This is a genomic window from Pandoraea sputorum, from assembly GCF_000814845.2.
GTDB classification, from domain to species: Bacteria; Pseudomonadota; Gammaproteobacteria; order Burkholderiales; family Burkholderiaceae; genus Pandoraea; species Pandoraea sputorum.
The window spans coordinates 2,418,704-2,439,678 of record NZ_CP010431.2 but is presented as its reverse complement, the minus strand read 5'-3'; the positions used below and the strand labels follow the sequence as shown (position 1 = coordinate 2,439,678).

Here is a 20,975-nt window from a genome sequence, read left to right as displayed (position 1 = left end):
TCATGAATTCGGTATCGACGCGAGCGCTCATGTGTCAGTAACTCCAGATCGGGCGAACCGGCGACGGTGGCATCGGTACGTCGCCACGGCGGGCGTCGAAGTGATAGCGCATGTAGACGAGGAAACGATTCGGCGCGTAGTAGTCGGAACGCTCAAACTGCACCTGTCCGCCGATCACCCAATGGCGGTTGACCCAGTACTCGGCGCGCCCCGTCACGGAGAAGCCCACGCCGAAGCCGCCACCGGAGCCGTAGGTCAGATCGCCACTCGCGGCCTGCAACGCGCCGTTCGTCGGGAAGTACGGCATGGCTTTTTCCTGACTCTGCGAGAACGACACCGAACCGCGCAGGTAATACGACCAGCGTTGCGTGCGGCCATACCATTCGAGCGGCAACGTGAGCGACACATAGGTTTGTGGGCTGTAGTAACCGCCGTGACCGTACGTGTAATAGCGTTCGTTCTGCGCGAAGCTGTCGAAGAACAGCGTGAGGCCGGTATTCAGGCGCATATCGCGCTTGTAGATCAACGGCAGATCGACACCCGCACGGGCCGACACTTCCGAGTTGTTCAGCACGTTCTCGCCCGTGAGACGTGCCACGCTGGCCTCGCCGAAGATGCCCCACTTCGTGAAGTCGCGCGACGCGTGGAACGTGATCGCATCGCGACGCACGCCGCCCCACTTGCCGTCACCGAATACTTCGGGCAGCGGCAGATACGCCCCGGCGTACGACACCATGCTGCCGGTCATCGGCCGACGTGACGCGTCGACCCAGTAGTTGTAGCGCCCGAGATTGCCGAACAGTCGCACGCCCCCCGTCACATAGGAAATCGGGAAGCCGACCGGCGTGTGGCCGATATCGGCGCGAATCCAGTCGTTCTCATAACCGAGCATGAGCGCCTGCCCATGCGCCTTCTGACGCTTCGTGCCGTAGTCGCTCTGCACGCCGGGATTCGCCGCACGGAACGACGCCACGTTCAGGAACGGCAGCGTGCCGAACTCCGAGGTGCCATTGAGCGGCAAGTCGCCCGAATCGGCGCTGACGTAATCCGTCTGCGCGAAGACATGGCCGTCGTAGCCCACAGCGTACTGACCATAGAGCGGGACGGCGCGGGCGTTGAACATCGAGATGCCGCCGTCGCCCTTCTTCTGGTCGATTTCGTAACCGGCTGCGACATAGCTGTTACGGCGCGACTCCAGCGAATCGATGGCCGACTCGGCCGACGTCATGCCGTCGTAGCCCGGCAGCGCGCCCTGCACGATCTCTTCCTTGCGTGCCTGGTCGTACCACCCCTTCGCTTCGTTGTAGTGACGTTGCGACTGTGCAATGCGTCCGCGCTGCACGGTGACGGCCGACGTGTCGGGGAACTGCGTGCGCAACCGGTCGTTGAGCGCGATGGCTTCGTCGTAGCGCTCCATGGCGGTCAGACGCCGCACGGCGGCGAGTTGCGTCCACACGTCGTCGGGCGGAGCTTCAGCGAGCGCGCGGTCGAGTTCGCGGTTGGCGGCCTCGTCGTCCTGCTGTTCGTACAGCACACGCACGAGCGACAGACGGGCATCCTGATTCGTCGGATCCTGGCGGATCTGGTCTTCGGCAATCTTGCGGGCATCGTCGAAACGGCGTTCGTCGAAATAGATGTCGCCCAACGTCGACAACGCGCGCTTGTCCGGTGGTTGACGCGAGAGCAGCGGTTCGAGCTTTTGCTGCGCCGTGTCGAAGTCGCCCAACGCGCGGGCACGGTCCGCCTGACGCAGTGCCAGCCGGTCCTGAAGATCCTGCCATTCGTCGCGCTGGTCGGCACCGAGCGTAGACGGTTCCATGCTCGCGAGGAAGGTGCCCAGTTCCTCGTCGCGCTCGGCCGTATTGAGCAACTCGGCATAGCGCAATTGCGCATCAGGCTGCGGTTTGTCGGCGTGCGCCGCGAGCCAGTCGCGCATGAGCGCCAACCCCTGATCGGGTTGCCCCGCCGACACCCGCGCCCGTGCGACCTCGCCGATCAGCTCGGGATCGTCGCCCGCCAGCGAAAGCGCTTCGCCATAGCGGCGCTCGCTATCGTCGTCGTTGCCTGCCGCACGCGCCTCGCGCGCCAGGCGCGCCGTGTCGCGAATCGCCAGCGTCGTCTGCATGCGTTTGATCGACGGGGTGACGTTCGCCGCCGGAATCTGCGCGAGCGATTCGCGGGCACCGGCCTCGTCGTCGATCACGTTGAGATAGATGGCCTGCGCGTAAAGCATCTGCGCACGGTCGTCGGCCTCCAACGGCTGGCGCATGCCTTCGGCCATGACTTCTCGCCCGATCTGCGGCAGACGAAGTTTGCGATAGAGGCTCGCGAGCGAGTAGCGCGTCCATGCGTTGCCCGGATCAAGAGCGACGGCGCGCTCGAGCGCGGCAAGTGCGGGACCGTTGTGCCCTTCGGCGATGGCGCGATCGGCGTCATCCGACAGCGCTGCCGCCTCAGCCTTGTCGAAGCGCGCCTTGTCTTGCGGAAAACGACGTCGCAGATCGCCCAACAGGTTCGCCAGTTCCGTGCGGCGTTGCTGACGCGAGTACAGCGTGATCATGCCGCGCAGCGCCGTGTCGTTGTCCGGCTCGATCTTCAACGCCTGCTGGAAAAGACGCTCAGCGTCCTTGTCGCGCTTGTCGTCCAGCGCGATGTCGCCTAGCAGTGCGAGTCCGTCTGGGTTGTTCGGGTCGCTGGCGAGCGCGCCGCGCACAAGACGGTCCGCTTCGTCCAGACGTCCGGCATCACGGGCGTCGCGCGCCTGCGACATCGCGCCCCAGAACTGCGACGTCTTCAACAGACTGCGCCACTTGCCCGCGTTGTCGGGGTCTTTGCGCAAGGCCTGCGCAAACAGTTCCTGCGCGCCTTTGTGATCGCCCTGACGCATCTTCACCAGACCCAGCGAGCCGAGCAGTTCGCCATCGTTGGGGCGCTTGACGCGGGCGGCATCGAGCGACTTCTCAGCGTCGTTAAGACGCCCCTGATCCAGCGCCTTGATGCCCGCCTGACGCGACTTGTATGCGGGGTCGTTAAGCATGCGCGTGCGCGCCGCTTGTTGCGCATTCAGCTTGTCGTAGGCCGCACGGATGTCGGCGTCGTTGGGCGCAAGTGCGAGATAGCGTTGATAGAGCGGCAGCCATGCAAGGTTGCCGTCGGCCTTGGAAAGCCCCTTCTGCCAGAGCGGCAGCAAGGCGTTCAGATCGGCGTTCGGACGCGCGGCGAGATCCGCGACCATCCGCGTGCCCGCGAGACGACTCGACGGCCGGTCGATCATCAGCTCGGCCAGCGACTGCGACGCCCGCGAATCCTCGGGCGACACCTTCGACAGGTTCGCCAGCCCCTGCTGCGCCGCAGGCCAGCCGTTCGTGGCGTTGGCCTGCGCGCGGTAGTACTCGACACCGAGATCGCCCGTCGGCGGACCGTCGGGAAACAGCGCCTTGTATTCGGCGAACGCTGCATCGGCCTGACCGCTACGTTGCAGCAGCCGCGCACGGGCGATGCGAGATTTATCGACGGTGTTGATGCGAATCACATCGGCCAGCGCCTTCGTCGCCGGAGCGTTCGGATAGCGGGCACGCAGCGTCTGCAAGGCCTTGTTTGCTTCCGCAGGCTTGTTCTCTTCGATATCGATCTGCCCGAGCAACGACAGGACTTCCGGTTGCTCCGGCTGCACGAGCAATGCCTTTTCCAGCGCGGCACGCGCAAGGTCGTTGCGATGACGCGAGTGCCACAGCGTCGCGCTCGAGAGCAGGTTGCTGACGTCACGGTTCGCGGCGACGGCGGGCTTGGCCGTACTGTTCGCAGGCGCAGGCGCGGCACGCACATGCCCACCGCCTGCGGCCATCAGCAGGCACGTCATGCAAGCGGAGCGGATCAGCGTGTCGCGCAAACCGCCTCCCATGGCACCTGCAATGTGCCGTCAGCCGCAAAACGGAAACGCGCTTCGTGCCATCCCAATCCGAAGAGCGAGAGCACAGAACTGTAGTAGCCGGGGGGCGACTGGGCGTCCAGCGAGCGAGCCCGCTCAGCCTGCGCGCGTGCAAGCGCGGTGTCGCCGACAGCTTGCAGCAGCGGCACGAGCGCCGCCGAGAAGCCCGAACCGCCTTCCTGCTTCGCCGTGCCGTCGCGCGTGTTCACCCGCTCGGGCGGCGCGCCATGCGCAGCCACATACTTCAACATGCCGGGGAACGAGTGCATCAACGCCCGGAAATCATCGCTGCCCGGCGCCAGCATGCCCGCCCATAGATAGACGCGAATGGCGTTGTAGCTCCCCTCGCCTTGTGTCTCGGGATCGATGTCGAAACCGCGTCCCGCGCGATACATCGCCCACTCGGGTGCAAAGCCCAGCGGCGGCGCGGTCAACGTGATCTGCTTGAGCGAGGACGTAATCAGTTGCCCCCACCCGCTCTCGGGAAAGAGCCCCGCCAGACGCCGCACCACTTGCATCGGCACATAGCTGGGGTTCAGACGCCAGAGATCCTTGGCGGGATGGAAGCCGACGGGCGCGGGCAGCAGCGTGCGCCCGAGTCCGGGGATGAAGTCGGTTTCCTCCGACGCGATACGCCGGGCGACGAGCGCACCGAGCGCCGTGTACCGACGCACGTTCCAGAGTCGCCCTGCCTCGCCCAGCGCATAGGCGATCCACATGTCGGCGTCGCTGGCGGGATTGCTGTCGAGCACGCCCCACTGACCGTCGTCCTTCTTGCCCCACAGCCAGGCAGGCAGATGCGCGGTTAGGTCGCCCTGCGCGAGATTGTCGACCGTCCAGTCGAGCACCTTGTCGAAGGTGGCCCGGTCGTTGGCGATGACGGCGAACGTCAGCGCGTACGCCTGGCCCTCGGAGACGGTGCGCTGGTCGGCCATGCTGTGGTCGACCACGCGGCCGTCGTCGCTCAGAAAGCCTGCCTTGAAGCGCGTCCACGACGCCCAGTCGACCGGCGGGCACGCTTTGCCACCGGCGACAGGCTTCCCACCCGGCGCAGACGCGCCCGATGGCTTGGCGGGTGCAGTGGGCGCAGTGGGCGCAGCATGCGAGGCGGGCGTCAGTCCGGCGAGCGCCGGTCCTGCGCCACAGGCGACCAGCGCCCGCAGCACGGCCCGACGGCGCCGCCTGTCAGCATCGGCGCGTGTCATTTACTTCTCCAGTCGACGTGCGGCGCGACGCTGCAACCAGCCGAAACACTTGAGCGCTATCGCGAACGCCGCCAGCAACGCGACGAGACCGACCAGAATCGGATAACTCGAGAGGTGGTAACGAATGCGCGTCCACCAGCTCACGTCGCCCACGAAGTACGTCTTCCCCAGTCGGTACGATGCCGTGCTGGCACCGTTGACGACCGCCAGATCGCCGTGGATCGCATTGGCCTGCGTGTCGATGGCATCGACTACGCTCAGCAGTCCGTCGTCGCTCGACGCGTTGATCGCCACCACCGAGCGCGAACTGCTCACCGGCGACTCGAAGCCGACCAGCGCCGCCAGCGGGCCCTGGGAGATCGCGTCCATACGCTGCGGGCCGATGCGGCTGGCCGCGAGCGCAGAGCCGGTCGCGCCGTCGCCACGGTAGCCCTGAGGCTCGGCTTGCATAACGCGACGCGTCTGGTCGATGACGAGCGGCAGATTCTTGCCCCACTTCGTTAGCAGATCGGCCGCATCTTTCCCGCCGACGACCAGCAGGTCGCGATCCTTGAAGCGATCCGTCTGCGTTGTGTCGAGCACCTCGAAGCGATCGGCATACACACCGGTGGAGCGGCCGAACTGACCGAGCGCCGAAAACACCGTTTCCAGCTCCGCCTTGTCCGGCGTTTTCGACATGACGACAGCCGTCTGAGCAAGGTCGGCGTATTTGGTGAACGGGAAGCCGCTACCCGCGAAGAAGCTCAGATTCGGTAACTCGGCGTAATGCGGCAATTCGCTGAAGTCGATGGTCGAATCTGCGTCGATGGCCGAGCGCGCCGCGTTGGTGATGGTCTGGCTGCACATGCCCTCCTTGTGCGGCTCCATCGCGAACTGGAACGACAGCGAGTTGCGCGACGCGACCTGGAACGCCGGGATGCGCACTTCCTTGCGGTCGGCCATCGTGCCATCGGACAGCAGTTCGACGAGCATATGGCTCTTGTCGCTGCTCGCACCCGCCGAGCGCAGGCGATACGCGCGCACGAACTGGTCGTTGATCGACACGCTCATCGACGAATCGTCCGGCTTGACCGGCGGCGTGTAACGATACTTCAGATCCATCGGCACGCCGGTGTTTTGCCACGTGAGCAAATCGGCCGGGAGATTGAGCTGGATGCGGATCGGCCACGGCATATAGCCATTCGCCTGCAAGTCGCTCGGGTTGTCGACCAGTTCGCCCAGCTTCACTGGACGGTCGGTGCGCACCCAACGCGGTGCGTCGTAAGCCGGACGCGGCGGCAACTGCTTAAGCTCGGCGATGCGGGTCGCGTCGCCCGAGAGCGCCGCCCGACCAGAGACCAGCGCCAGCGCGGCCGTCTCCAGATCCTTCGCGTCACGTCCCTGAATCACCAGCAGCTTGAGCGACGGGTCGTTCGGATTCGAGACCATACGCAACGTCGGCGCGTCGACCTTAGGCAGATCAAGGCCGGGCAGCATGGTGTCGTTCGTCACGAACGCAATGCCATGCCTGGACGGAAACGCATTCACGCTGACTGGGAAGCGCGTGCGACGGTAGTCGCCAATCGCACCGGCCCACGTCGCCACCACGCCTGCGGCATGGACCACTGCCAGCGACGGCGGCGCGCCGAACACGAACGGAACGGTCTGATCGCGGTTGTCGTGACGGTCAAAGAACGGGGCGGGCAGCGTCGACAGATCGTTGCGCAGGGTGAGCGGCTGCGTGCTCGTGATGATCTCGCTCTGCGGGCTGATATCGGCCCATAGACTCGAATGCATCTGATCTTCGCACTCCATCGTGTAATGCCCGATGAGTACGAGGCGCACGCGATTGAAGCCCGAGAGCATGCGCGCGTCGAGCGGAATGTCGCGCACGAGATTCTTGCCGCCGTCCTGCTTGTTGAACGGTAACGTCGCGATCAGCTCTTCGTTCAGATAAACCTTGAGCTGCGACAGATCGGGAATCAGCGCGGGGGAATAGGCGTAGCGCAACCGGAGCAAGGCCGATGCGACCGACTGATCGAGTCGGATTCCGAAGTTGACGTCTCCCGACCCCTCGGTGCCGCGCAGACGCAGCCCGTTCGTCTGCCCGAGTTGGGCGAACGTGACGGTGCGCTGACTGGTGCCGGGCACAGGCGCGATGACCGGCGCCGTAGCGCCGGACGCATCCGCTGCCGCGCTGACGCCAGAGGCGACTTCCGGTGCGGTCGTGGCACCGGCCGGTGCCGCAGCCTTGCCTGTCCGGCCTGCGGTGGGCGCTGCTCCCGCAAGCATGACACCCCCGGGGTCCATCGCTGCGGCGACCAGCAAGCAGATGGCTGAGACCTTCGTGTAACGCGACCAAGACGCTCGAAGCTGCATGTGTGATGCCTCGTCTGTTCTTGCGCTGCATGTTCGCCACATCCACACGAACGACGCCCCATTGACCCGACGTCACATCACGTCGTCGGGCAATCCTAAGATAGCCAAGGCCCGGCGGGACAGCGCAGTTCATGTGTCTGGAAATGGCACGTTGCGTCATGCTAGCTTGCCTCGGTGTGAGTGAGCAAGCGGACGTTAGCCTCCGAGTGTCGTGCGGCGGGTACATCGGTCGACCGGCCGCCATGGGAATTGCCCTGTGTGCAATGCACCGTATAGAATGCCCGGCATGAGCCAGACCGAACTCTCCTCCTCCGCTGCCGGCCCGTCCGACGTGCGCATGGTCGAACATGCGGCTGGATCTGTTGCCGCCCCTGCCGTCGATCCTGTGGGTGAACACGCGGCAGAGCATGCCGCCGATGCAATGATCGAGCGACGGTATCCGTCGGATATCGATCGGTTGCGGGAAGTCGTCGGCGCCGACGTGCTGCCCCACTACCGCGACGAGCAGGCCATCGTCGCGAGCGAGCAGGCCAGCGAGCGCTGGCCGCATCTGGTGGCCGTTGCGAACGCCCGTGCAGGTGCGGCGTCGGTCTCGCCACTCTCTCAGTCTTCGAAACATTCGGCCGGGACGCGCTGACCCGGCATGCGAGACGCTTCCATCGTCGCCGCGTTCGATTTCGACGGGACTATCTCCACCACGGACAGCCTGCGCGTGTTCGTGCGCCGCACTGTCGGCACACCGCGCTTTGTGGCGGGGGCATTGCTCGCGTCGCCCTGGCTGATCGGGGCAGCCATGAAACTCATCGACCGGGGCACGGCCAAAGCGGCTTTCCTGCGCGCGGTCTTCGCAGCCCGCTCCCGCGCGCAACTCGAAGCCGACGCGCAAGACTTCATCGCACATCGGTTGCCCGCCCTGCTGCGTCCCGAGATGCTCGCACGCGTACGACAGCATCGGGCGCTGGGCCACCGCATTGTGCTCGTGAGCGCGTCGCCGGGTTTGTACCTGCGGCCCTGGGCGACAAGCGTCGGTTTCGAGGCCGTGCTCAGTACCGAACTGGCCTTCGATGCGCAGGATCGTTTCACCGGGACCTTCGCCCAACCGAACTGCTGGGGTCCCGAAAAGGTGCGACGCCTCGAAGCGTGGTGGGGCGATGCGCCGCCGCGTGTCCTCTTCGCTTACGGCGACAGCCGTGGCGACAAGGAAATGGCCGAGCGTGCCGACCATGCGTGGATTCGGGGTCAGGGCAAGTTGATGCCGCTCACTGACGCCGACGCGCCTGTGCGCGCCCTGTGAGTCTGGGAGCGCTTCCATCGCGATGACGCCCACACCCCCGACACCTCCAGCACCTCCCACACCTGAATTGCCGCCGCCGGGGCGGCGCGTCGCATGGATGTCGCGACTGGCACGTCTGGAGCCGGTGGCGTTCTCGCGCTGGGACGCCGTTCACGCCGCCCTGTCCGTCGCCGTGCCCACGGGCATCGGCGCATCCATCGGGTATGGCGCCGACGCCTCGCTCATCGCCCTCGGCGCACTGCCCGCCATCACGGGTGACCGCACCGGCCCTTATCGCTCGCGCGCCCGCTCCATCCTGATCACCATCGTGACCGGCGTGCTCGGCTTTCACGCCGGAATGCTGATCCACACCGTGGGCGAGACCCAACCGTGGCTGGCCCACGTGCTGCTGCAAATCGCCATCCTGCTCTTCAGCTTCATCGGCACGTTCGGCAACGTGGCGTCCGCAGCAACGTTGCAGGGCGCGGTCTACCTGATCGTCGGCTGGGGCCTCGCGCTGCCCCCGCCCGAATGGCGCGCGCCGTTGCTGCTCGCCGCCGGCGGCATCTTCAGCATGCTCCTCATGGCCGTGCATTGGCTAAGGCACCCTGGTGCGGCCGAGCGCGATGCCGTCGCCGCCATTTACCAACAGTTGGCGAACGTGCTCGATGCCAGCGGTACACCCCGCGTGAGGCTGGCCCGGCGCTCGCTCGAAAACGCCATTGCTGCCGCCTACGACACGTTACTCACCGCGCGGGCGAGCACGTCGAGCGGCTGGGAAGTGCTGGAGCGCCGCGCCGCGCAGATTCTCGCCGCCGAGCCGATCACGTCGGCGGTCATCGGGCTCGTGCAGAGCGGCCAGCCAGTACCGGCGCCGCTGGGCAAAGCGCTCTACGGTGTGGCACGCAACATTGCGCGCGACCGGCCAGTGGCGCTCGACACCGCCGTCGCGGTAGCCAAAGAAAACGACGCACCGACGCTGGCTGCCGCCCTGCGTCGCGCCGAACCGCTGCTCACGGGCGTCGTGCATGCGTCCGAAGCCCCGCTCGTGGCGCTCGCCCGCCATCAGGCGCGCGCCGCGGTGCATCCGCGCTGGATGCCGAAATGGCCGTGGCCGGACGTCTGGCGTTACCTCGTGCGCATTGGCTTGTGCGTGCTCGTCGCGCAGATCTTCATCGCCGTGACAGCGCTCCCGCGCTCGTACTGGGTGCCGCTGATCGTCGTGGTGATCTTCAAGCCGAACTACGGCTCCGTGTTTGCGCGCGCGCTGCAAAGCGGCGTAGGCAGTATCGTCGGCGTGGCGGTGTCGGCCGCCGTCGTCGCCATCGACCGCAACGGCTGGTTCAATCTCGTCACACTGGTGCCATTGGCGGCCTGCCTGCCGTGGGCATTGCGGCGCAACTACGGACTGTTCAGCGCGTTGCTGCTGCCTATCCTGATGCTGGTGATGGGGGCATTGCAGCCGGGCAGTCAGGACATTGCGCTGGCGCGCTTCATCGATGCCGTAGCGGCCTGCGCCATCGTGCTGCTCGTCGGCTATCTGCCGTGGGCCAAGTGGGAGCGCCGCCAACTGGATGAGCGGGTCGCGAATGCACTCGACGCGCTTGGCCGTTACGCAGCCCTGGCGGACACCCACGACGCGGACGCTGCGTTTGCGGCGCGACGCGCAGCCTACAAGGCACTGGACGACACACGCGTCGCCTTGCAGCGGGCGCTGTCCGAGCCGCCCCTGGTGAGTCGACGCGCCGCACGCTGGTGGCCCGCACTGGTGTCACTTGAGCGCGTGGCGAACGCGATCACCGACACGGTCCCGCATGGGGACGATCACGATGCACCGGTGCATCCCGGCGCGGCGATTCTCACGCACATGGCCGCCGCGTTGCGTCACGGTGGTCCCGTACCCGTGCTACCCGACGGTCCCATCGACGGCGTCGATCCGATCCTGGATCGCGTGTTGCGTGAGGCCATCGGCATGCTCTTTAGCGCACCCGGCACACCCGACTGAAACCGTCTTTCGGCCCGGGCACGTGCCAACGCAGGCATAATGCGGGCTTACGGCGCACCCACGGCGCGCCGCCACGCCTTTCAGAAGACCCCCGCATGAACAATACCCCGACGCTAGACTGGACCGAAGACGGTCGCCCCGTCACCGCCCGCTGGCGCTCAGAAGCCGGCGTCACGCCGCCGCGTCGCGTCGAAGTCGTCGACGACACCGTGACGGCCGACGAAGCCTATCAACTCGCCTGTGGCGGTACCGCCCTGCTCTATCGTGGCGATTACCAGAACGCGCGTCAGTTGATGCAAGCAATGGCGCGTCGCGTCGACCGTCCGCCGCATCGCCCGCGTCGCAAACCGGCCGCCAAGGATGCCCCGGCCCCGAGTCCCGCCGACGCTTTCCACAAGCACCGCATGGCACAGGCGCAGCGTGCGCGCATTCTCGGCATGGTGCTGATCCCGTTGGACGCCGACTACGGCATTCCGCTGCGCCGCGCCCCTGACGTACGTGAAGCCTGCACCGAAGCATGGGGCGCGCCGGACGCTAACGCCTCGGTCGCCTCGTTGCGTGAAATTCTCGGTCTGATCGGTGCGCACGAGTGGCGCAAGAAGGGTGTCGCGATTCCGGCGCTGGGTGCTTCCATCCACCCGTGGTATGGCGTGTTCTCGCCCGTGCGCGGCGAGTATCTCCAACTGATCGATCAGGCACCGCTGCCCGCCACGTCCCTCGCTTTCGACGTCGGTACGGGTACCGGGGTGATCGCGGCGCTGCTGGCACGTCGCGGTGTTCAGCAAGTCATCGGCACCGATCGCGATGCCCGTGCACTGGCCTGCGCGCGCGAGAACATTACGCGTCTTGGCTACGACCGCGCGGTGAAGATCGTCGACGCCGACCTGTTCCCGGAAGGCAAGGCGCCCCTGATCGTTTGTAATCCGCCGTGGCTGCCCGCGAAGGCCAATGCGCCGATCGAGCACGCCATTTACGATCCGGACAGCCAGATGCTCAAAGGCTTCCTGAACGGGCTCGCTGCGCATCTGAGCCCGGGCGGCGAAGGCTGGCTGGTGATGTCCGATCTCGCCGAGCATCTGGGCTTGCGCACGCGTGAGACGCTGCTGTCGTGGATTCACGGCGCGGGGCTCGTGGTGCTGGCGCGTCACGACGTGCGGGCCAATCACCCGAAGGCGGCCGATGCCAACGATCCGCTGCATGCCGCGCGACGCGCCGAAGTGACGTCGCTATGGCGTCTGGGTGTGCGCCCCGCCTAAGCTCGGGGATGCATGACCGGCAAGTGATTCAGTAAGCGCCGACGGCGAACGCCGTCGGCAAGCATCGGATCAGCGGTTCGCTTCGAGGTAAGCGGCCGCGCCATCTCCCGCCACACAGGCGCTCGCAAAGCAGGCCGTCAGCAGATAGCCCCCAGTGGGCGCCTCCCAGTCCAGCATCTCGCCCGCACAGAACACGCCGGGCAGCGCCTTGACCATCAGTTGAGCATCCAGCGATTCCAGCGACACGCCACCAGCGCTGCTGATGACTTCGGCAATCGGCCGGACTCTGAGCAATGTCAGCGGCAAGCGCTTAATCCCTGCGGCCAGCGCTGCGGGGTCGTTGAACGTCTCGCGAGACAAGCATTCGCGCAGCAGTGCGGCCTTCACGCCCGCGATACCCAGACGACTCTGCAAGTGGCTCGCCATCGAACGTGACCCGCGCTGACGCGCCACTTCTGCCGCCACGCGCTCTGCGCTCCAGTCCGGCAGCAAATCCAGATAGACCTGCGCGCTGCCGCTCGACCGGATGGCGTCGCGAATCGGCGCGCACATCGCATAGACGAGACTGCCTTCGATGCCGTGTTCGGAGATCACGAATTCGCCCTGGCGCGTGGTGCCGTCGGGCAACGTCATCGTGACGGACTTCACAGGATGACCCGCGAAGCGCTCGCGCATGTGCGGCGTCCAGTCCGCCTCGAAGCCCGCGTTCGCCGGAATCAGCGGCGCGACACTCACGCCGTGCTCGCGCAATGACGGCACCCACGCGGCGTCCGACCCCAGTTGCGGCCAGCTCGCGCCGCCGAGCGTCAGCACCACCGCTTTCGCACAGACCTGACGCTCACCGGTCGGCGTCGCAAAGCGCAGATGATTCGGTCCTGCTGCGGCATTCTCGTCCCATCCAAGCCAACGGTGCCGCACATGCAGGCGCACCCCTGACGCGCGCAGCCGCGAAAGCCACGCACGCAACAACGGCGCTGCTTTCATGTCGACAGGAAACACTCGGCCGGACGTGCCCACGAACGTGTCGACGCCCAAGCGATGCGACCACGAGCGCACGTCGTCTGCGCTGAAACGACGCAACCACTGACCGACGGCCCCGGCGCGCTTGCCGTAGCGCGCCACGAACGGCTCGGCGGGTTCGCTATGCGTGAGGTTCATGCCACCTTTGCCCGCCATCAGGAACTTGCGTCCGACCGAGGGCATGGCGTCGTACACGTCCACGCGCCAGCCCGCCGCCGACAGCACTTCGGCCGCCATCAGACCGGCCGGTCCCGCGCCGATCACCGCCACATCGACAACATCGATGGCGGGGTTCGGGGCAGCATTCAGATCGTCGGATGAGGGGTGAGGTGCGTTCAATGGGGGCATGCTGGAATATGAAGAAGACCGGCGGCGGGAAGCCCGCGCGGCAAGGCCGACATTGTCCCACATCGGTGACGTATGAAACCCTCTAACGCCCTGTCGATTTGACGCAGGGGAGCCGCCACTCACGGAACATTCGACGCTTTGGCGTTACAATCCCTCCCCCGCATTTTTCATCCGTCCTGTCGCGATCGAGACGCCTGCCCGGCCACCGCTGCCGATGCACGCTCGCCGTTCGCGCCGAGGACGTCACACGTGGAGTCGCGAATGTCGTCATCCGAACCGCCGTCGATGGGACGCACCGCTTACGCCAGTTTCGCCGAACGTTACGCGGAGATTGCCGTCACCAAGCCGCACAACGCGCTGTACGAGCGCCCTGCAACGCGCCAGTTGCTGGGCGACGTCGCCGGTCTGCATGTGCTCGATGCGGGCTGCGGGCCGGGCATCAACAGCGCGTGGCTTGTCGAGCAAGGGGCTACCGTCTATGGCATCGACGTGACGCCCGAAATGATCGCGCTGGCGCGCGAGCGTTGCCAGGGCATGGCCGCCGCTTTCGACGTGCAGGACCTCGGCGCACCGTTCGCCACACTCGGCGACGACAGCTTCGACGCGATCGTCAGCGCCCTCGCACTCGATTACGTGGAAGACCTCGGCCCGACGTTCCGTGAATTCGCGCGCGTCGCCAAACCCGGCGCAACGTTGGTCTGGTCGATGGGACACCCCATGCGCGACTGGCTCGACGAGCGCACGCGACGCAACCGCAGCTACTTCGAGATCACACGCTTCGGGATGTACTGGAGTGGGTTCGGCGAGCCGAAGCCCTTTGTCGAGTCTTACCGTCGTCCGCTGGCAGGCATTCTCAATGCCGCCGCAGCGGCTGGCTGGCGGCTTGAACACATGGTCGAACCGCTCCCGCTGCCGGAGATGAAAGCCGTCAGCCCCCGGCTTTATGACGAGCTATCCCAAGCCCCCGCGTTCATGTGTCTGCGGGCACGGCTACAGAAGCCCGCGCCATAAGTCGGGTGCGCAACGCGCTCAGTTGAATCGTCACGACTCGTCACGCGCACCCCACGGAATCAGCATCGTGGCGGTGCACGTCGCCCCTGCCAGCACGGCGGCCACGCCGTAGCGGGACACCTCGGGCAGGTTGAAGAGCAAACCGTGGATTGTGGCGAAAATGCCGCCTAGCATCACGAACGCGGCGATGGAGGCAATGAAGACGCGGGTATCGGAGCACATACGTCACCTCGCAACGAGGCCACGCCCGTTGCGAAGCCAATGCTTCGATCGCGAGACTTCACGCGACCGGCGGCATCGCCACATCGGCGCACCCCGGGGCCGCGCAAACTTCGGATGGCTTCGACGGCGTCCCTCGATTTCAGTGTAGGACGCCGTTGCGCAAACGGTAAGCCGACCGTCGCCGGTCAGACCTTCGTGCAGCGAAAATGTCGGAAGTCAGGACTTTGACTTGGTCTCGGCCTCGCTGTCGCGCGGCCAGGGTGTGAGCATCACGACAACGAACAAAATCCCGAACAGCACCGTGATAACACCGCCGTTCATCACGTGCGTCTTGTCGTAGAGCAGTCCGTGAATGGTGGCGAATGCCCCGCCAAGCGTCATGAAGGCCGCAATCGAGGCGATGACGACGCGAAATTCCGAGCCCATAGCGACTCCTTCTAGTTATCGGCAATGGTGCCGCGCGCGAACCTTCATTCGTTCGCTACATCCGTTAGCGGAGTAACCTCTTTCGCGGCAACATCAGTGTACGCCGAACGCTATGGCGCGCCAATTGAGTCGTATGCCTAACCATCCGGGGTTTGATGCGCGTCAATATCTCGGGCCTTTTTGGCGCTTTTGGGCCCCTTTTCGGCCCCTTTTCGGCCCCTTTTTGGCCCCTTTTTGGCCCCTTTTGGGCCCGTTGGGGCAGAGCGAAACCCGCCGAGCCCTACCTTCACCTCATGGGAAGACGGCTGACTACGGGATGTCGCTCGACTGTCGGTTGACCGTTGCTTAACGGCGCGCGCTCTGACTTTGCGCCCAGCGGAAATGCCCGCTGCGCAGCAGGACGGGACCGGGAAGTCCCATCGCGAGGTATTCGCGCGTGAGGGCATGGATGCGGCTGCGACCGTGTTCGAACGCGTGAAGCAGGTCATCAGCGCGTGCCGAGTGGGCGTGGAAGTGGGATTCCAGCGCTTCGGCGGAGACGGCACAATCGATCGGGCGGCCATTGACGACGACAGCAAACTCGATCGTCAGCTCTTCGTAATTGAACATGGGACGGTGATCCGGAAACTCGATCTGCATGGCGGCACCCCCGGTTGACGAAAGGACGCAATCGACGTGTCGGCCGACACGTTCCATCCAGCATAGTGCATCGGTGGACGATCGGAAAATTGCGTCGCTTATCGGTTCGTCACGATCGATTGGGGAAGGTTCCGGATCACTCGAATCTCGATATTTAACGTTAACAAATCATCACAACGCAATGATTAATAACGACTAAATTACCCCGCAAGGTTTCACTACCCTAGGAATTCGACGAAGCCTGCGACAAAATCCTTCACTTGTTGACGCACAGCGTCGTCCACAAGATTGCCATCCGCGTCGACGGCCTTGTTCGCATGCGACACCATCAACCGCCCCTGCCACCAGGGCGTGGTTTGTAAGGTGTGCAGCACCGGCAACCAGGCGTTCTGGCTGAGGATGGTGCCGAAACCGCCGGGCGATGCGCCCATGATCGCCACCGGCTTGTCGCGGAACACCCGCGCACTATCTGCTGGCGGACGCGATAGCCAATCCAGCGCATTCTTGAACACGCCCGGTATGCCGTTGTTGTACTCGGGTGTCGCGAGCAGCAGGCCGTCGGCCTGTGCGATGGCATCCTTCAGAACTGTGACCGCCGCCGGGATCCCCTCGCTCGCTTCGAGATCGCCGTCATACAGCGGAATGCCGTGAAGGGTTCTGACGTCCAGGGTGACGCCCGCCGGTGCCTCCGCCTTGGCGGCCATCAGCAGTGCCGTGTTGTAAGAGCCCTTGCGGAGGCTGCCGGACAAACCAATGATCGTCGTCATCGAATCGACTCCTTTGTCGTTGCAAAACGGAATGTGCTGACGGCGGCACCACGCTCGGCACCGCTCACGCCACGCGCTGGAAGGGGTACAGGCTGCCGAGAGCAAGCAGTTGCGTCAGCTCGTCGAGCGCGGTGCGGCACTCGTCGAGCAACGCAGGATCGGCGAGATCGGCCACCGCCAACCGGTCGCGGTAGTGACGCTTCACCCAATCGGTCAAGGTGGCGTAGCGGGTATCGTCCATCCACAACCCCGCGTGGGCCGCCTGACGTTCTTGCTCGGTGAGCACCACCCGCAGCCGCAGACACGCCGGTCCACCACCGTTACGCATGCTTTCGCGCAAATCGAAAACGTGCAGCTCGCGAATCGGCCCACCGCTGGCGACTAGCGACTCTAGATAACGCCATACTGCCGGGCGCTCGCGGCATTCCTGTGGCACGACCAGTCGCATGCCGCCCCGCGCCTCCGGCGTTCTCGCAAGCAACTGACTGTTAAACAGGTAACTGCCCACGGTGTCTTCCATCGACACGTCGGTAGCCGAGACCTCGACGACTTCGAGCGACGTGCCCTGTGCGGCCAGCCGTTCGCGCAGCGTGGCCAGCACGGCCGCCTGATCGAGGAATGCCTGTGCATGGCAGAACAGCACGTTGCCGTTGCCCACCGCAATCACGTCGTTATGGAAGACGCCCGCGTCGATGGCGTCGGGATGTTGCTGGGCGAAGACGACATCCGCCTCGTTCAAACCGTGCAGGCGGGCGATGGCCTGACTCGCCTGCAACGTCTGACGGGCGGGAAAGCGCCGGGGCGCGGCGCCGGTGGCGAGGTCGTCGCGACCGTAGACGAAGAACTCGACGCCGCGCTCGCCATACGCGCCACATAGTCGCGTGTGGTTGGCGGCGCCCTCATCGCCGAGCGACGGCCAGCCGGGCAACGCGTCGTGATGCGCAAAATGGGCCTCGTCGGGAAACGCGGCACGCAGCACGCGCGACGTGGTCTCGTGTTCGATGGCGCGGTGCAGCTTGCTGCAGAGGTTCGCCGCAGTGAAATGCACGCGAGCGTCGGACGTGTCGGCCGACGGACTGACGGTCGCGGCATTGGCTGTCCACATGCTCGCCGCTGAGCAGGCGGCCCCCAGTAGTCCCGGTGCGCTGCGAGCGGCCTCACGAATGACGGTGCCGTCGTCCCCCGAAAACCCGAGCGTGCGCAACAACGCGACCGACGGACGCTCCTGCGGCGGCAACACACCCTGCGCATAGCCCATGTCGGCCAGCGCTTTCATCTTGGCGAGCCCCTGTAACGCGGCCTCGCGCGGGTTCGATACGCGATTGGCGTTGTTGGCTGACGCCACGTTGCCAAACGATAAACCCGCATAGTTATGCGTGGGGCCGACCAATCCGTCGAAGTTGGCTTCGAGGGCAAAGCGCGTCATGTGAATTCCTGAGAGAAAAACCCAAACCCTGAGACGAAAAACCTACTGCACTGCGTACAGCAATCTGCGGCATTGTGCCTGAATCACGCTGCACCAAAATTCAATCCCGGACTCAGGCGTTCCGGCATCGCCAGGCGGTCTGTCTCCATCGACGCTATCGGGTACGCGCAGTAATCGGCGGCATACCATGCACTTGGTCGATGATTGCCCGACGCGCCCACCCCACCGAACGGAGCGGCCCCCGCCGCCCCTGTCGTCGGACGGTTCCAGTTGACGACGCCTGCCCGTATCTCGGCCAGAAACTGTTCGTATCGCGCGGGATCGTCGGACAGTAACCCGGCGGCGAGTCCGTAGCGGGTGCGGTTCGCGAGCTGGATGGCGTCGTCGAATGTGTCGTACCGCAGCACCTGAAGCAACGGTCCAAAGTACTCCTCGTCGGGCAAGGCATCGCGTTCGGCAAGCGCCGTGACGTCGATCAGACCCGGCGTCAGCAACGCCGAGCGACCATCGGGCTGAGACAACGGCACAATGGTGCGCGCCCCCAGCCCCACCAAACCGGCCTGCGCAGCCGTCATGCGACGTGCGGCCTGCAACGACACCACCGCGCCCATGAATGGCTGCGGCTCGGCGTCGTAGCGACCGACGCTGATGCGTTGCGTGACGTACGCCAGCCGCTCGACGAACGCATCGCCCTGCCCGCCTTTGGGCACCAGCAACCTGCGCGCGCAGGTGCATCGCTGTCCGGCGGATAGAAAGGCCGACTGCACGGCGACGTGCACTGCGGCGTCGACGTTCGCGGGTGTTTCGACGATCAACGGATTATTGCCGCCCATCTCAAGCGCGAGCATCTTGTCCGGTCGCCCTGCGAATTGCTGGTGAAGCGCACGCCCCGTGGCAGAACTGCCCGTGAAGCACACGCCGTCGATAGCGTCATGTGCGGCCAGCGCGACGCCGGTCTCGCGCGCACCTTGCACAAGATTGAGCACTCCCGGCGGCAAACCGGCTTCGATCCAGCATGCCAGCGTACGCTGCGCGACGCCGGGTGCCAGTTCGCTGGGTTTGAACACCACGGTATTGCCCGCGAGAAGTGCGGGCACGATGTGCCCGTTCGGGAGATGCCCGGGAAAGTTGTACGGGCCAAAGACGGCCATCACGCCGTGGGCGCGGTGCCGCACGACACTCTCGCCGTCGGCGACCTGAGTGCGTCGCTCGCCGGTTCGCTCCTGATAGGCTCTGGCCGAGTTGACCACTTTGGCGGACATCGTCGCGACTTCGGTGCGCGCTTCCCAGAGCGGCTTGCCGGTTTCGCGGCCGATGGCGTGCGCCAATGTTTCCGTGTTCGCGCTCACGATCGCTGCGAAGCGCTGCAAGATGGCCAGACGCGCATCGACGCCGAGCCGCGCCCAGTCGCGTTGGGCACGACGCGCTGCCTGTACCGCAGCGTCCACGTCCGCCGCATCGGCAGCATGCCCGCGCCAGACGACGTCGCCCGACATCGGATCGAGAGAGCAGAATTGCGCACCGTTGCCAGCGCGCCAGACACCTTCGATGTACAGATCGGTCATGAATCGCAGTCCCGGAGGCCACGCCCGATGGTGCGGCGTGCGATGCGGATCATGATGACACGGATTCGACAGGCGGAACAATGCGCGGTCGTTGCACGCGGCTGCAATCGCCTGTCCCCCGGGCATGCGCGACGTCACATGACGGTCACGCCATGGACACGCATAGAATACGCATCAGCTTTAGGAGAATGCTCATCATGACCGACGCCAAACGTTCAGCCCTTCGTCATTGGCTCAGTGACGTACGCGAATCGCGAGATCATCCGCATGACGCAGGCATCGATCCTTGCGGAGTGCACTGGCAGCGGCACGCAGAGGGTGTGCTGGAATTGACGCCGCCGGGGATGGTTGCTGCCCCCACGACGTCAGATGTGTCCGAATCTTCCGACGCCACATCCGCATCCGCAGCAGGCCATACGGGCCGTCCTGGCCATCGTTATGACGCCATCCTCTCCTGCGGCATTCACGGAGACGAGACCGCCCCCATCGAAATCGTCGACGGCATCTTGCACGACATCGCTGACGGAAAATTGACGCTGCGCGAGCGTGTGCTCGTAGTGCTCGGCAACCCGGATGCCGTGCGCGCAGGTAAGCGCTATCTCGAATACGACCTCAATCGCCTGTTTCAGGGTGCACACGCCAAGCGCGCCGAGTCGCCTGCCGTTCAGCGCGCACGCGAGTTGGAAGTCATCGTGGCGCAGTTCTTTGCGGGGGTAGACGGCGTTCGCCGTCAACGACGTCACGTCGACATGCACACCGCGATTCGCGCTTCACTGTTCCCTCGCTTTGCCGTCGTCCCTGGCACGCCGGAACGTCCTCCTCAGTCGGCCTGGTTCGACGCACTCGCCGCCGCCGATATCGAAGCGACGATGCGCACTGAACAGCCGTCCGTCACGTTCTCCTACTACACTTGCGCCCGTTTCGGGGCCGAGAGTTGCACGCTGGAGCTGGGCAAGGTTGCGCCCTTCGGCGAGAACCGGCTGGCCGACTTCGCGGGCATCGACGCCGCGTTGCGCCGATGGTTGTCCGGCGGTGACATGGCGGCACGCGAAGATGGACAGGTGTTGCAGGCGAAACGATTTCGGGTGGCGGCCGAAATCGTGCGCCGTACGGATGCATTCGTCCTCGACGTGCCCGCCGACACGCCGAACTTCACGGCGTATCCCGCAGGTACCGTACTAGCGCGCGACGGCGAGAACACCTACACCGTTTCGCATCCGGAAGAGCGCATCGTGTTTCCCAATCCGAATGTAGCGAACGGCCTGCGTGCAGGCGTCATGGTCGTGCCTGAGTAAATCAGGTGCCCGACAGGCCGATGGTTGGCGACGTTTTGCGTGAATGCCGGTGACATGTCACTGGCAATGTGCGACGGCGCCTACGCAGGATCGCGAATGAACGGTTTTAAACGCCTGTCCGGGCGTCGTCGTCGCGCGGGGATACGGGTAGCATCGCCCACTTCATTTCTCCTGCGAAACGGCCGCGGGCGTCGCGGGTAAAGGGAATCGGGAAAACGCGCGCGTCCGGCC

Annotated in this window: 16 protein-coding genes; 6 read left to right on the top strand and 10 right to left on the bottom strand. The window is 65.3% G+C overall.

What is annotated here, in order from left to right; genetic code table 11:
• Positions 1–34 precede the first annotated feature (34 nt).
• The 3 genes from NA29_RS10765 to bcsB are packed head-to-tail and all read right to left on the bottom strand — an operon-like array spanning position 35 to position 7,491.
• On the bottom strand, positions 35–3,901 hold the full coding sequence (locus NA29_RS10765; protein WP_039398081.1) for a cellulose synthase subunit BcsC-related outer membrane protein: 3,867 nt from the start codon (positions 3,899–3,901) through the stop codon (positions 35–37).
• Positions 3,874–5,133 (bottom strand): cellulose synthase complex periplasmic endoglucanase BcsZ, encoded by a 1,260-nt coding sequence (bcsZ, locus tag NA29_RS10760; RefSeq protein WP_039398079.1) that lies wholly within the window; start codon positions 5,131–5,133, stop codon positions 3,874–3,876. The genes NA29_RS10765 and bcsZ overlap by 28 nt, the downstream gene beginning before the upstream one ends.
• On the bottom strand, positions 5,134–7,491 hold the full coding sequence (gene bcsB, locus NA29_RS10755; protein WP_052252826.1) for a cellulose biosynthesis cyclic di-GMP-binding regulatory protein BcsB: 2,358 nt from the start codon (positions 7,489–7,491) through the stop codon (positions 5,134–5,136).
• A 286-nt stretch (positions 7,492–7,777) separates the two neighbouring features.
• On the opposite strand from bcsB, the gene NA29_RS10750 reads away from it, so the two are divergent.
• From NA29_RS10750 to NA29_RS10735, 4 genes are all read left to right on the top strand, one after another.
• Positions 7,778–8,128: a hypothetical protein gene (locus tag NA29_RS10750; RefSeq protein WP_150777219.1), complete on the top strand. Its 351-nt coding sequence runs from the start codon at positions 7,778–7,780 to the stop codon at positions 8,126–8,128.
• A 6-nt stretch (positions 8,129–8,134) separates the two neighbouring features.
• Positions 8,135–8,785 carry an HAD-IB family hydrolase gene (locus NA29_RS10745; RefSeq protein ID WP_039398075.1) on the top strand — a complete coding sequence of 217 codons (651 nt, stop codon included), beginning with the start codon at positions 8,135–8,137 and terminating at the stop codon, positions 8,783–8,785.
• Positions 8,786–8,882: 97 nt separating this feature from the next.
• Positions 8,883–10,769, top strand: a complete 1,887-nt coding sequence (locus NA29_RS10740) for an FUSC family protein (protein WP_052252825.1) — start codon at positions 8,883–8,885, stop codon at positions 10,767–10,769.
• Positions 10,770–10,864: 95 nt separating this feature from the next.
• Entirely contained in the window at positions 10,865–12,025 is a 1,161-nt protein-coding gene (locus NA29_RS10735) for a methyltransferase (protein WP_039398072.1), read from the top strand.
• A gap of 69 nt (positions 12,026–12,094) precedes the next feature.
• On the opposite strand, the gene NA29_RS10730 is transcribed toward NA29_RS10735, so the two are convergent.
• Positions 12,095–13,393 (bottom strand): TIGR03862 family flavoprotein, encoded by a 1,299-nt coding sequence (locus tag NA29_RS10730; RefSeq protein ID WP_072633252.1) that lies wholly within the window; start codon positions 13,391–13,393, stop codon positions 12,095–12,097.
• Positions 13,394–13,654: 261 nt separating this feature from the next.
• On the opposite strand from NA29_RS10730, the gene NA29_RS10725 reads away from it, so the two are divergent.
• Positions 13,655–14,404 carry a class I SAM-dependent methyltransferase gene (locus tag NA29_RS10725; RefSeq protein ID WP_039398070.1) on the top strand — a complete coding sequence of 250 codons (750 nt, stop codon included), beginning with the start codon at positions 13,655–13,657 and terminating at the stop codon, positions 14,402–14,404.
• 30 nt (positions 14,405–14,434) lie between these two features.
• Here NA29_RS10725 and NA29_RS10720 read toward each other — a convergent pair whose 3' ends face one another.
• From NA29_RS10720 to astD, 6 genes are all read right to left on the bottom strand, one after another.
• Positions 14,435–14,626, bottom strand: a complete 192-nt coding sequence (locus NA29_RS10720) for a DUF2964 family protein (protein ID WP_039398068.1) — start codon at positions 14,624–14,626, stop codon at positions 14,435–14,437.
• Between the two features lie 216 nt (positions 14,627–14,842).
• A complete protein-coding gene (locus tag NA29_RS10715; RefSeq protein ID WP_039398066.1) occupies positions 14,843–15,052 on the bottom strand; it encodes a DUF2964 family protein in 210 nt (69 codons plus the stop codon).
• Positions 15,053–15,397: 345 nt separating this feature from the next.
• The gene (locus NA29_RS10710) at positions 15,398–15,691 is read right to left on the bottom strand and encodes a DUF1488 family protein (protein WP_039403045.1); all 294 of its coding nucleotides are present in this window, start codon (positions 15,689–15,691) and stop codon (positions 15,398–15,400) included.
• Positions 15,692–15,909: 218 nt separating this feature from the next.
• The gene (locus NA29_RS10705) at positions 15,910–16,458 is read right to left on the bottom strand and encodes an NADPH-dependent FMN reductase (RefSeq protein WP_039398064.1); all 549 of its coding nucleotides are present in this window, start codon (positions 16,456–16,458) and stop codon (positions 15,910–15,912) included.
• A gap of 64 nt (positions 16,459–16,522) precedes the next feature.
• Positions 16,523–17,884, bottom strand: coding sequence for an N-succinylarginine dihydrolase (astB, locus tag NA29_RS10700; protein ID WP_039398062.1), 1,362 nt, complete (start codon positions 17,882–17,884; stop codon positions 16,523–16,525).
• An 83-nt stretch (positions 17,885–17,967) separates the two neighbouring features.
• Positions 17,968–19,449 carry a succinylglutamate-semialdehyde dehydrogenase gene (gene astD / locus NA29_RS10695; RefSeq protein ID WP_039403043.1) on the bottom strand — a complete coding sequence of 494 codons (1,482 nt, stop codon included), beginning with the start codon at positions 19,447–19,449 and terminating at the stop codon, positions 17,968–17,970.
• A 197-nt stretch (positions 19,450–19,646) separates the two neighbouring features.
• On the opposite strand from astD, the gene astE reads away from it, so the two are divergent.
• A complete protein-coding gene (astE, locus tag NA29_RS10690) occupies positions 19,647–20,744 on the top strand; it encodes a succinylglutamate desuccinylase (protein WP_084104208.1) in 1,098 nt (365 codons plus the stop codon).
• Positions 20,745–20,975: the final 231 nt, after the last annotated feature.